The organism is Alkaliphilus crotonatoxidans, assembly GCF_054658015.1.
The window spans coordinates 155452-167446 of record NZ_BAAHXS010000004.1; the positions used below are offsets into that span (position 1 = coordinate 155452).

At 42.6% G+C, this 11995-nt stretch carries 11 protein-coding genes and 1 pseudogene; 1 reads left to right on the plus strand and 11 read right to left on the minus strand.

Translation table 11 applies throughout. The annotated features are described in order from the left end of the window. Positions 1–2 precede the first annotated feature (2 nt). Both ACYQ1I_RS03150 and ACYQ1I_RS03155 read right to left on the minus strand, forming a co-directional pair. The gene (locus ACYQ1I_RS03150; protein WP_459762383.1) at positions 3–2192 is read right to left on the minus strand and encodes a sensor domain-containing protein; all 2190 of its coding nucleotides are present in this window, start codon (positions 2190–2192) and stop codon (positions 3–5) included. A gap of 151 nt (positions 2193–2343) precedes the next feature. Then, positions 2344–2562, minus strand: coding sequence for a helix-turn-helix domain-containing protein (locus ACYQ1I_RS03155; RefSeq protein ID WP_459762385.1), 219 nt, complete (start codon positions 2560–2562; stop codon positions 2344–2346). Positions 2563–2968: 406 nt separating this feature from the next. On the opposite strand from ACYQ1I_RS03155, the gene ACYQ1I_RS03160 reads away from it, so the two are divergent. Then, positions 2969–3868: a helix-turn-helix domain-containing protein gene (locus ACYQ1I_RS03160; RefSeq protein WP_459762387.1), complete on the plus strand. Its 900-nt coding sequence runs from the start codon at positions 2969–2971 to the stop codon at positions 3866–3868. 227 nt (positions 3869–4095) lie between these two features. Here the strand turns inward: ACYQ1I_RS03160 and erm are convergent, their stop codons facing one another. From erm to ACYQ1I_RS03205, 9 genes and pseudogenes are all read right to left on the minus strand, one after another. Further along, positions 4096–4956 carry a 23S ribosomal RNA methyltransferase Erm gene (erm, locus tag ACYQ1I_RS03165; RefSeq protein ID WP_459762389.1) on the minus strand — a complete coding sequence of 287 codons (861 nt, stop codon included), beginning with the start codon at positions 4954–4956 and terminating at the stop codon, positions 4096–4098. A 535-nt stretch (positions 4957–5491) separates the two neighbouring features. Further along, positions 5492–6040 carry a BMC domain-containing protein gene (locus ACYQ1I_RS03170; RefSeq protein ID WP_459762391.1) on the minus strand — a complete coding sequence of 183 codons (549 nt, stop codon included), beginning with the start codon at positions 6038–6040 and terminating at the stop codon, positions 5492–5494. 29 nt (positions 6041–6069) lie between these two features. After that, on the minus strand, positions 6070–7398 hold the full coding sequence (locus ACYQ1I_RS03175) for an SLBB domain-containing protein (RefSeq protein WP_459762393.1): 1329 nt from the start codon (positions 7396–7398) through the stop codon (positions 6070–6072). A gap of 15 nt (positions 7399–7413) precedes the next feature. Continuing rightward, positions 7414–8820 (minus strand): aldehyde dehydrogenase family protein, encoded by a 1407-nt coding sequence (locus ACYQ1I_RS03180; protein WP_459762395.1) that lies wholly within the window; start codon positions 8818–8820, stop codon positions 7414–7416. Continuing rightward, positions 8807–9097 carry a EutN/CcmL family microcompartment protein gene (locus ACYQ1I_RS03185; protein WP_459762397.1) on the minus strand — a complete coding sequence of 97 codons (291 nt, stop codon included), beginning with the start codon at positions 9095–9097 and terminating at the stop codon, positions 8807–8809. The genes ACYQ1I_RS03180 and ACYQ1I_RS03185 overlap by 14 nt, the downstream gene beginning before the upstream one ends. 3 nt (positions 9098–9100) lie before the next feature. Beyond that, on the minus strand, positions 9101–9808 hold the full coding sequence (locus ACYQ1I_RS03190; RefSeq protein WP_459762399.1) for a hypothetical protein: 708 nt from the start codon (positions 9806–9808) through the stop codon (positions 9101–9103). A 21-nt stretch (positions 9809–9829) separates the two neighbouring features. Further along, the gene (gene pduL, locus ACYQ1I_RS03195) at positions 9830–10489 is read right to left on the minus strand and encodes a phosphate propanoyltransferase (protein WP_459762401.1); all 660 of its coding nucleotides are present in this window, start codon (positions 10487–10489) and stop codon (positions 9830–9832) included. Between the two features lie 283 nt (positions 10490–10772). Continuing rightward, positions 10773–11036: pseudogene (locus tag ACYQ1I_RS03200) on the minus strand (BMC domain-containing protein); the annotation flags it as partial. 18 nt (positions 11037–11054) lie between these two features. After that, on the minus strand, positions 11055–11981 hold the full coding sequence (locus tag ACYQ1I_RS03205; protein WP_459762403.1) for a glycyl-radical enzyme activating protein: 927 nt from the start codon (positions 11979–11981) through the stop codon (positions 11055–11057). Positions 11982–11995 lie beyond the last annotated feature (14 nt).

Below are 11995 nucleotides of genomic sequence, written 5' to 3' on the forward strand. Positions count from 1 at the left end.
GGTTAATCACTCCTTACTTCTCTCCCTTTTATTATACAATTAATGTCACCCTTCGCCAATCTTTTACTTGATAAAATTCCTTTAGCTTTCCCATTAGCTTTTAAAAATTGCTCAAATACTGCCTTTTTAATGGGTTTACTGAGAAAATAACCCTGCCCCAAATCACAGCCTATTTCCGACAATATTTCATATTGCTCTCTAGTTTCTATTCCTTCTGCCACCACCTTCATTTCCAGACTTTTTGCCATGGTAATGATGGCCTTGATAATTTCTCTTTGCTTAGAGGATCTTTTTAAATCGTGGATAAATACCTTGTCTATTTTAATTTTATCCAGTTGAAAGAGGTTAATATGGCCCAGGGAGGAATAGCCTGTACCAAAGTCATCCATGGATATTTTAAAGCCAACCCTGGTTAGCTCAGCCAGGTTATTCATGATGACCTCTAAATTTCCTGTTGAAACACTTTCGGTTATTTCAAGCTCCAGATATTTGACAGGAATTTTGTTTCTCATTAATTTATCCTTTAACACGCCATGAAAGTCCTCTTGTTCCAGCTGCTTAACAGATATATTAATGGCAATGGGTATTAATCGATACCCACTGTCTAGCCAGCTTTTAAGCTGGGCCAGTACAGTTTCCATGACCCATTCTCCAATGCGCCATATTTGCCCGGTATTTTCTGCAATGGGTATAAACTTGTCTGGGGGAACCATGCCCAAATCTTTATTTTCCCACCTTAATAATGCCTCTGCCCCCAAAATTTGATGATTATTCAAATCAAATATTGGCTGGTACAGCAGGGAATATTCCCCCTCTTCGATGGCTTGATTCAAATAATTTGCAATCAAAAACTTATCCTCAACTTCCTTTGACATAGTCTTATTATAAAAACATATACTGTGTTTTTTTACTTCTTTGGCATTAAACATAGCAATGTCAGCACAACGAATTAGACTGTCAGAATCAGTACCGTCCTTAGGGTACATACTGATACCGATATTGGCAGATAGATATAGAATGGTCTTTTCAATTTTAAAGGACTTTTTGATCTCGGAAATAACCTTTTTTGAAAATTCTTCTACCTCTTTTATTTCCTTGATACCGTTTAATAAAATCAAAAACTCGTCACCACTATACCTTGCCAATATAAAATCACTTCTCATTAACTTACTTAATCGCCCGGCAAATTCCTTCAATACCAGATCACCCATATGGTGACCCAGGGAATCATTAATTTCCTTGAAATTGTTTAAATCTATGCATAAAATGGCAAAGGGTACCTGTTCTGCTTTATTCTTTTCAATCAATTCATCCAGCTTTTCAATAAAATAGCTGCGATTATTTAGACCTGTTAAGATATCTTTTTGAACGAGATTTTTTACTTTATTATCAATCATTTTTTTCTCAGAAAGATCCTTGAGGATACCTATGAAATGTGAATTATTCTTTAAATTTTCGTCTATGGCATTCATACTAAGCCAAGCCTGACGAAGCTCTCCGCTTTTGTTTTTACTCCAAATCTCTCCACTCCACTTGCCTACGCTTGCTAATTGATTCCACATTTCTTGATAAGAGGTATCCCCCTGACCTTCTGATTGTATTAAATAGGGTACTTTTCCTTTTAAATCCTCTAATTCATACCCTGTGATCCCCTGAAAAGCATTATTGATCCATTCAGTTTTTCCTTCGAGGTTTAAAATGATCACCCCTTCAGAGTTGTTATTGAAGGCCTTTTTAAATAATTCAAGCAGTCTTTTATGCTGCTTAAAGACTAAGCCATAGCCATATTGATTTTTTTCTATGATCGTTTCAAATTCCTTAAATTCTTCATCTATATCAATCACCACTGCATAAAGAAAACCTTTAATATTATGTAACATAACACGGGCCATAAAGGATTCACCGTTTTTTCTTCGATATGTCCAGTAAAATTGCAGTTCCTCCCCTGACCTCACCTGGTCAAGCAGTGTATCTCCCTTTATTTTAGAGGGTTGTCCATCCCGTTGCAGTGGTGGAGAAAGCTCATAAGGAGATCGCCCGATTAGTTCAGCCCTATTATCGTACCCCAGGAGTCTGAGGGAAGCTTGGTTGCAGTCAATAATTACATCATCTTTGATTACATATAGGGCATTGGGGAAAAGTTCAATTAATTTTCTAAAGGTAATTCCATAGGCTATATCATTCTTCTCCATCCTAATCTCCTTAATTTAACTTTTTTTCACTTCGCTATCTCAGGGAATAACCCTGCAGCTAGATTCTGGTTGGTATTCGGTAATATAAATTTATCTATCGTAAGGTTACAACTATTTCATCTTTTCTAATGTTATACGAAATCCCTTCTACCTACCCTGTTTCCTTTTTTGTAATGGCCAGAACCTTATTAATTTTGCCAATGTATTTAAGGCCCTTTTTACTACCCCTTAAAACATCTGTCAAGTAGCTTTCACTGACTCCTAATAAAGCCGCCAACTGTTTTTGATCCATATTAAGCTCAATCAATCTTTTTTTTACCCATACACCAAATTCCGTTAACTTTCGTTTATTATGCTTGATTGCCTTCATTACATTCCTCCTTTACTAACCTATACGCTACTATAGACCATCTAAAACGAGCACTAGTTAACATAGGTTAAAAAGCTTCAGCAAACCCTTCAATTTTATAGCCCGCTATTATTTGACCGGGGTTAAAAAAGTGTACTTTTTCAGTATCAGTATTAATGCAGCAATCCTTAATGCAGTAAGTAGAACTTAATTACTTGAAAAAACATTTTGTGCTCAATACACAATTAGGCCTACCTATTTAAAAATTCATTGTTTTTTGTAACCTATTCTGATAAATTTTAAGTGTATATATTCACCGTTTAGTTTTATTGTAATGTCATTTTGACATTGTGTCAATAATTGAAATAATATGTTAAAATCTGTTGTTAAAAAATAAAGATGTCAATATGACTTCAGGAGGACCAAGATGCTATCCATGGAAACCTTAGGCGAAAGAATAGCCTATTTACGAAACAAGCACAATTTAACCCAAAGACAGCTTATGAATCAGTTAAAAATTGATAATTTAAGCAGATATGAGAGAAATGAGCGTAGACCCAGTATAGATACGATAATTGCCATTGCTAATTTCTTTAATGTTTCAACGGATTGGCTTCTATTGGGAAGAGAATTTGTCAATGATGATCCGAATAGGATGAAATCAAGTGCGAAGCCTGAAGGTAAGATTCCATTTTTAAAAAAAGAAAGTAGCCCTAATCAAGATCATGTGAAAATCCCTTCAACCTTTCCAATCAATAATGAATTAAATAAAAAGGGTTTTAATTTAAACGATTATGCTGAATTAGTTAATACCCTGGAAGCCCTGCCTATGGAACAAATCAGCGAGATTCTTGAGTATGCAAAATTTAAAGCTTCGCAATATTTTAATAAAATAAAGGAACAAGCTAAAGGATATAAATTAAAGAAATATAAAGGAATAAAAAATACTTCTTTTATCCTTGAAAAAAATTCACAAGATGAACCTTCTAAAACAAAGATTTTTAGTAACAATTTAATCCCCCTCACCCATGGCAGTCCCCCTGCGGATTTCGCCCTGATTATCAGGGATAATAGTATGGTGCCGATTATTCCCATGGGAACAATCCTTTTTATTCGAAAAAAAGATACCGTAGAACATGGAGAAATTGGTATCTTTGAAATTAGTGGTGAGCTTATTTGCAGAAAATATCGAAGGGTTAGAGATTATATTTTGCTGGAGCCCATTAACCATCTTTATCCCTCCCTGGTATTAAGGGCTCAGGCTTTTCACTCTAGTAATCATTATCAAATTATTGACAAAGTATATTATGAACCGTATACTTTATAAAAAACAAATTTAAGTGAAATTCTTCACTTTTTGTTGTCTATTATCCTTTTTCCTATCCTTTTCAAATAATAAATTGGCAATTATTTTAATCATACTTCATATTAAAAGCTGTAAGAAGGTATCGCTACTTTCTTACAGCTTTTTCAGAATCATATTGATGGTGGTTTGACCAACATTCCTATACATCTATTATAATCATATTAATTAGTTCAAGGCTATTTGCTCCTTTACCTTGGCCAACGATGGGGCACAACGTGTTTTAGCATACTGTTAAATAAAATATTCCACTGATGCTCCTTTAAGGTACAGATAGACTGATGGGATGAGATTGCCATGTCCCTTGTCAGATGACTAATTTGGGCAGGTGTAAAAACACCTTTCAAGACATCATTTAAGGGCATTTCTGGCCTTTTTAAGGCATAGGCCGCCAGTGCCATAAACTGTCGCTGCTGACCAATAGAAAGATAGGGTCTTTCTCTGGGTTCTATCTTTACGACTGCCGAAGCCACCCGAGGGGGTGGTGAAAAATAATCGGCAGGCACCTCAAAGGCCAGTGTAAATTGATATTGCATTCTCCAATACAATACCTTTGGTGTTTTTATGGCATTGGCAGTAAAGCGCCTGGCTGCTCCCTTTTCCATCATCAGTACCGCCCCTTGAAGGGCATTGAAGCCGGTAAGGAGTTTTTGCAAAATCGGGGTAGTAATGGAATAGGGAATATTGGCAACCACCCGAAAGGGCTTTTGAGGTAAATGGGCCTCTAAAAAATCCCTTTCAATAATATGAAGATTATTGACTAATTTAAATTTTTCCTGAAGATAATTAACAAAATTCTGATCATATTCAATAGCGATTACCCTGTCGGCCTTCTCTATTAAGTGCTTTGTCAGGGCCCCCCTGCCTGGTCCAATTTCCACCACTGTATCCTGGGGCTCAAGCTGAGCCAGGTCTATGATTCTCTCAATTGTTCCTTTATGATGCAACAGATGCTGTCCTGAAAAATTCGGCCCGGCTTTGCTTTTACGAACCCTTCTATGATTTTTATCTTGTCTTCTAACATTTACCTGTTGGTTATTTTGTCTTTTCATATTCATCCACCCTTTCTAATGAAGCACTGCTTCTGAAGGGTAAAGTAATTGGAGGACGACATGAACAAAGACATAAAAACCCTTTGCACCTGTGCAAGGACGTTTCCTAGTATCCATCGCAATTAATTCTAGATTATCCTTGGTTAAGGATAACTCTAGCTTTAACAGCGTAGTCGCATGGTCGACAAAATATAGAAATACAAAATAAAAAATTGTATCTCTACATCATTGATATAATCTATTTTAAGGTAAAACAAAAACAAAAAAGGACAGATTTATCCGTCCTTATTTTTCACATACTATTTTCATTCCTATAGGGTTTCCTTAAAAATAGGCAGACCAATCCCGATTACTCTACCCCCAGGCAGAGCCTTTGAGCTATTTAATTACTGGCACAAAGTTGTAAATCGGAATCTAATATAACTTGCCATTTTAAGACAACCCTCCATTCCTAAAATTCAATTAATTATAGCATAGCTTTAAGGCTTTTTCAAGACCTTTTCTTTTATGGCTTCCCCCTGCCATTGGCTGACTGCTATACCAGCTTTGATAGCAGGTCAGGGCTCGGTGATGGAATGGTCACACCGCTGATCATGCTGCCGGTCTCCCTTAGTGATATTTCGCAGGCATCAATGGCCTGTTTGACAGCGGCCACCTCACCAGTAAAGATCACAAAGGCCTTGCCTCCCAAGCCCCTGGCCAGTCGGATTTCCAAAAGCCGTACGTTGGCCGCCTTAACCGCCACATCACCTGCTATCATTGAAGTGATGGCAGATATGGTTTCAATAATCCCAATGGAAGTAATTTTTTCAATTTCTATGGTGCCTGTCAACGCTTCAAAAACCTCTTCACTGATATTGGCAATGACCTCATCATCGATCGTAAAGCCTGCCCCGGCTAGCCTTCCCACCTCGATGGCATTGTTTACGGCTCCTACATCACCACTGACAATGGTAATATATTTACCAGGACAAATGGGGGTGGCCAGGGTTAAGGCTATATTGGCCGCCTTTAGCATGGCATCGGTGGCCTCAATGCCCTTGGCAATGCTTTTAAACTCTATTAATCCAATGGATTTTTTCATTTATGTCACCTCCTTGCCGAAGATCCTTTTTAAATCTTATTGATGATAACCATTCCTTCATCAATTGCTTCTACCCTGCCATCAATGCTGGCATGAATGGTTGAACCCAGCTGACCTTCCTTTATCAAGGCAATCACCTGACCAGCCTTGACAAGGTCCCCTGGAAGTACTACGGCCTCGGCTGCCGCCCCAATATGCTGCTTTAATTTAATGGCAACCCTTTCAAAGTGATTACCATTGATTTCTTCCAAGGGGGCCCCCTTCTGATAGCCTGTCAGCCCCAATCGGGCGATTAGCTTTTTCACTGGAAACTTACGATAGGATCTAAATTCGTTTACATCGTCCGGAGCCTTTTTATTTGGATTTTTGATTCCTGAATCAGACAGCTTGCTTTTCAGGTAGCCATTCAGCTTCCAGGGCTGCAGCCCCATTACACAGGCCTGCTCACAAAGGCCGCATTCACAGCATAAAAAAGCCTCAGTAGCTGATCCTGCTTCACACATACTGCCATAGCTGGCTATTCGCATAAGTCTGTCGGGGCGAATGCCATGACCCAGTAAATTTCTGGGACATATTTCAGTACACAGGGAGCAATGGCAGCAGGCAGCCCTGGCCTGCTTCAGCACCACTTCGAGACTTTTTTTCTTGGCAATGATTAAGGGGTGATCCTGGGGCAGAATGATGATTCCCTTTGTGGTCTTTGTAATAGGCCCTTGAATATCATCTAGTATCCTTCCCATCATGGGCCCGCCGTCAATAACACGATAACCTTCCACCAGAGGGCCCCCTGCCAATTGAATTGCCTCTTCATAGGTAATGCCAATGGGCAGCTTAAGGGTAACGGGCTTTCTCACCGCTCCGGTTACCGTGACATATTTATGGGTAACGGCCCTGCCTTCCAGGGCCCCATGGATATTCAGCAGGGTTTCTACATTGATAACAATAGTATTGACCTGGAGGGGAATTCCTCCCTCCGGTACAATACGCTTTAATACCTCGTAAACTGTGACCTGTTCATCACCGGCTGGATAAAAGTCATCAAGAAGGAAAAGCTCAATGTTGTCCTCCGCATTAATGGCAGTCTTTAAGGCTTCTATGGCCTCCGTATATTTTTTCTTCAAGGCAATGATTCCCTTTTTGGCCTTAACAGCCCCGACAACAGCCCGAAGGCCTGATAGGACCTCAGCCCCATGGCAGGCCATCAGCTGCTGATCCACCCGTAACAGGGGTTCGCACTCAGCACCATTGACAATTACATACTCAGCCTCTGCCTTTACCTTAACATGGGTCGGAAACCCAGCACCGCCTGCTCCGACGATTCCTGCCCCTTGAATAAGGGTAAACAGTTGATTTTCCATGTTCTCCACTCCAATCTACTTAATTGAAAGACCCTGATGCATAACGCACCGCCTAATTCTAGTAAAGGTTTTGGCCGAGGTCAGACCTTCCCCCGTGGGACCTGCAATGGTAAAGGTACAATGTCCCTCTGCTCCGTAGCCAATGCCGGCATAGGAGGGGCCATTTTTTACAAAGATAGTTGTTTCCAAGGCTCTGGCCATCTTGGTCAGATGATCTACATTTTTTGAATGCATTATGGCGGTATGACGGTTACCGTGCTCTACCTGTACGGCGATTTCAATGGCCTCTTCTACATTTTGGGCCCTGACCAGGGGTAAAATTGGCATCATGAGTTCCTCCTGTACAAAGGGATGGCCCTGCTCAACCTCAACCAGGATTACCCGATTGTCACCAATATTGACTCCCAGACATTCCATAATATGGGCAGCATCCTTACCCACGTAATTTTTATTTATGGTTCCCTTTTCGTTCAAGACCAGTTGTTCAAGCCTCTTTAACAGCCCTCTATCTGTGATTTCATAGGCCAGATAGGCTGTCATGGCCTCCTTTAGCCTGTCTGCAATGGAATTCACTGCAATAACCTCTTTTTCTGCAATACAGGGAAGATTATTATCAAAGCTGCAGCCATCAACAATATCCCGGGCTGCCTGATGAATGTCTGCTGTTTCATCCACCACAGCGGGAGGATTCCCTGCTCCGGCTCCTATGGCCTTTTTGCCGGAGGAAAGGGCCTTTTCAACAATGGCTGGTCCCCCTGTGGCACAGATGAGTCTGATTTTAGGATGTCTTAGCATATCATCGGTGGCTTCAAGACTTGGTTCAGCAATGGTAGTCACCAGGTTGGCGGGCCCACCGGCCTCTTGAATGGCCCGATTAATAACCTGAACCGTGAAGCTGGAAACCCCTTTAGCGCCAGGATGGGGAGAAAACATCACGCTATTGCCTGCGGCAATCATACCGATGGCGTTACAAATAATGGTCTCTGTGGGGTTGGTGGAGGGAGTAATGGAGCCAATGACACCATAGGGGGCCCTTTCATAGAGGGTCATTCCTCCGTCACCGGTGCTGACCTCAGTGGCTAAATCCTCTACCCCCGGGCTTTTTTCGATGGCCAGTTTATTTTTTAATACTTTATGATCGTATCGACCCATGCCCGTTTCTTCCACCGCCATGGCCGCCAGCTTTTCTACCTGGGGCAGCAATGCCCTTCTAATGGATGCAATCATTAGGTTCCTTTGGGTAAGACTGTAGCCCCTCAGCTCTCTTTGGGCCTGGGCTGCCGCCTCAATTGCACTATTCACATCATTAAAAACGCCTTCTGCTGCCTGCTGTTTAAGCTCCTTTCCCTGGGGCTTGACTTCCGGGCAGGCTGTTTTTAGTATTTGCTTTACAATTTCTTCTACATCTTTATATTGTGTCATCCTCTTCAACCTCCAAATCAATCTCGATACTGTCTATAATTGCTACAATGGCACTGTCTATGGCCTGGGCCTCATTAAAGGCTTCCCTTGCTCCGCTGCCGGTGGTTACCAGCACCCTCTCACCAAAGCCTGAACCAATGGCATCTATGGAAACAACCGGCTGACCACAGGGCTTTCCCTGGGCGGTTTGGGGCTGAACAATCAGTATTTTCTTTCCCACAAGGCTGTTAACCTTACTGGTTGACACAATGGTTCCCACTACCTTACCAATGAACATTTATTACACCAACCTTTTATATACTTTTATTTTTGCCCTTCTGGCAGCCTCCCTGGCCCCATGGCTCAGGGTACTGCCCGGGGCAATTGAAATGGTTCCACCAGGCTTGACACAGGCCATATCAGCTTCCTTCACTAAGGGCTTTTCCAGGTAGAGGATGTCGGACTGGGCTTTAAGCTCTTCCATTACTGCATGGGGCAATTGACGATAGTACAGAAGCCTTGCCCCGAAGGAAACCATGCTTCTTAAATGGGTGCAAATCATTTTCATATAGGCTTGACTGGTGCCTTCGCTTATGGACGGCAAAATTCCTTCGATGGGCAGCAGCAGCTTCTTACCTGACAGGAACGTATCTGCCATGGCTCTTTCTATCGGTGTCTCCTGGAGTCCCATGCTTACCCTTGCCAGGGAACTAAATTCAAGGGCAGCCCCAATGATCAGGGAGGCCCCATCAACGAGGGCCCTTCTGTCTTGATCTATAGGCTGACAATGGGCCTCTTCCCCCGGTGCAATTTGATGCCACTGGGTATGGAGATGGGGACTAACTAAAAATTTAATTTCTGTCCCCTGTTTCTTTAATTGGGGGATTAGCTTCAGGATAGTATCAAGGCCTTCGTTATTTTCATTGACTAAGATCAATAATTGATGCTTTCTGGCCTCTTGCTCCCTTAACGCTTCGATAACCCGTTTTACCAGGGCTTCAATATCCATTGACACACCTCCAAAAACTATCTATTTGGATTGATTTTGATCCTGCCTGACGATGGTTCCGATGGAGCCGTTTTTCAGCCCTGCTCCATTGGCCTCATCGGTATCGACATGCATTTCTAGGGAAAAGACAGGCGAAACCCTGATTTTAACCCCATGAAACGTGGTAGGCCTTTCGGTATTTTGAAAGTCCACCGATACCATTTCTCCATCGGTATATTGATTTAACCTGGCATAATCCTCTGGCATATGGATGTGGCGAAGGGCTACAATCAGCCCTTCTTTAATTTCCACCTGCCCCTTTGGCCCCTTGATGATTACCCCGGGGCTCTCCTTTAAATCACCAGATTCCCTGATGGGGGCATTGACTCCCAAAAGAAAGCCGTCGGTTTTAGAAATTTCCACCTGGGTTTGCTTACGAAGGGGCCCTAATACCCTCACCCGATGGATCGTTCCCTTGGGGCCCAGCAGGTCTACGGTTTCCTCAGCGGCATATTGCCCTGGCTGCTTCAGGGCCTTAAGGGGGGTTAAGGTATGGTTGGCTCCAAACAGCACCTTACAATCCCCCTGGCTCAGGTGAATGTGTCTGTTGGATACCCCCACCGGTACCTGATGGGTCGAAAGATTCATTTTTTCTATAATTTCATAGACCCATTTTTCTATTTTTTTAATATCTATATCCATGTATTATCACACCTTTTAAAGAATTGACAGTTAAGGCTTATTTCGCTTATTCCCCTTCAGCGTGAATACACCATGACCGGGGCTCTCCTTTTTTTCTGCCGCATCGACTGTCATGGCAAAGATTGCAGGTCGGCTCCTGCTCCTGGTTACTATCGATGCTTAGTGTCTCCTGATCTTCTTGGTGATTGGGGGAAACATTGTGATTCTCCTTTGCTGCCTGGGGGGATTCAGCCAAGGCCTTTGGCTTCATTTCATGGGAAGAAGAGGCCCAATCTGATTTTTTAAGGATTTCTATTTCAGGGGAGGGCCTGGGAATAACCAGTTTGGAATATACCTTCCCTACTTTGGCCGCCGCCAAGGCACCTGCCTCTACAGCCGATTGAACTGCCCCTACGTCTCCTTCCACCTTAACAGTGATTAATCCGTTTCCCTTGGTATTTTCAAAGCCGATTAGTCTGACATTGGCGGCCTTAACCATGGCATCAGCTGCTTCGATGCCGGCTGTCAGGCCTACGGTTTCCAGCAGCCCCATTGAAAGTAATGTCATGTCTATTCCTCCCTTCGATTATCCACCTATAACACATTGAAAGCCCTGGGCTTCTATGATGCTTTGGTAATGGGCCAACTCTTCTGGAGTGGGGGCCTTATGGCCAAGCTCCATAGGGTTTTTCTTTCCCAAGGCATCGTATTTACTGTCGCCTAGTCTGTGATAGGGCAGTAAATGGACTCGGCTGACGCTTTTTATATGTCTGATAAACCGTGCAATTTGGCTGATGCTATCTTCATCGCCATTGAAGTCGGGGATTACGGGAATACGCACAGCTACCTCCCTTGCCAGCTCTCCAATTTTGATTGCATTTTTCAATAGGGGCAGGCTGGATACCCCCGTTTGATCTTCGTGCCTTTCTGGTACAATATGTTTAATATCTAGCAACACCAAATCTATATAGGGGATGATATCTTCCAGTTGTTTTTCTGTTGCCAGGCCTGTTGTTTCGATGGCAGTATGCCACCCTTGATTCTTACAGGCCCTAAGAAGCTCCAGCAGGAATTCAGATTGCAAAAATGGCTCTCCTCCAGAAATAGTGATACCGCCCCCTGATCTTCGATAATGAATGGTATCCTTCTTCAGCTCTGTCACTACCTCCCGTACCGTCATGGCACTGCCTGACATCACCAGGGCTTTATAATGGCAGGCCTCAACACACAGGCCGCAATCATTGCATCGTTCCCGGTTAATGATTCCCTTCAGGGCAGGATCAATAGCCTGCTTTGGGCAGGCATTAACACACCTGCCGCAGCTTACACAGTTCTTTTCATAAAACATCACCGCAGGTGTCGTTGATTGAGATTCGGGGTTGCTGCACCATTGGCAGGAAAGGGGGCACCCCTTTAGGAACACAATGGTACGGATGCCTGGCCCATCATGGACAGAGAATTTTTGTATATTAAATACGATACCCTGCTGATGATCGTTAATTGACCCTTGCATTTTTCCACCTCTTT

Excerpts from the sequence above, each read along its gene's own strand:
- ACYQ1I_RS03170 (WP_459762391.1), bottom strand. The coding sequence starts at position 6,040 with ATGAAAAAATCCATTGGATTAATAGAGTTTAAAAGCATTGCCAAGGGC.
- ACYQ1I_RS03180 (WP_459762395.1), bottom strand. The coding sequence starts at position 8,820 with ATGACACAATATAAAGATGTAGAAGAAATTGTAAAGCAAATACTAAAA.
- ACYQ1I_RS03205 (WP_459762403.1), bottom strand. The coding sequence starts at position 11,981 with ATGCAAGGGTCAATTAACGATCATCAGCAGGGTATCGTATTTAATATA.
- pduL (WP_459762401.1), bottom strand. The coding sequence starts at position 10,489 with ATGGATATAGATATTAAAAAAATAGAAAAATGGGTCTATGAAATTATA.
- ACYQ1I_RS03160 (WP_459762387.1), top strand. The coding sequence starts at position 2,969 with ATGCTATCCATGGAAACCTTAGGCGAAAGAATAGCCTATTTACGAAAC.
- ACYQ1I_RS03155 (WP_459762385.1), bottom strand. The coding sequence starts at position 2,562 with ATGAAGGCAATCAAGCATAATAAACGAAAGTTAACGGAATTTGGTGTA.
- ACYQ1I_RS03185 (WP_459762397.1), bottom strand. The coding sequence starts at position 9,097 with ATGTTCATTGGTAAGGTAGTGGGAACCATTGTGTCAACCAGTAAGGTT.
- ACYQ1I_RS03190 (WP_459762399.1), bottom strand. The coding sequence starts at position 9,808 with ATGGATATTGAAGCCCTGGTAAAACGGGTTATCGAAGCGTTAAGGGAG.
- erm (WP_459762389.1), bottom strand. The coding sequence starts at position 4,956 with ATGAAAAGACAAAATAACCAACAGGTAAATGTTAGAAGACAAGATAAA.
- ACYQ1I_RS03175 (WP_459762393.1), bottom strand. The coding sequence starts at position 7,398 with ATGGAAAATCAACTGTTTACCCTTATTCAAGGGGCAGGAATCGTCGGA.
- ACYQ1I_RS03150 (WP_459762383.1), bottom strand. The coding sequence starts at position 2,192 with ATGGAGAAGAATGATATAGCCTATGGAATTACCTTTAGAAAATTAATT.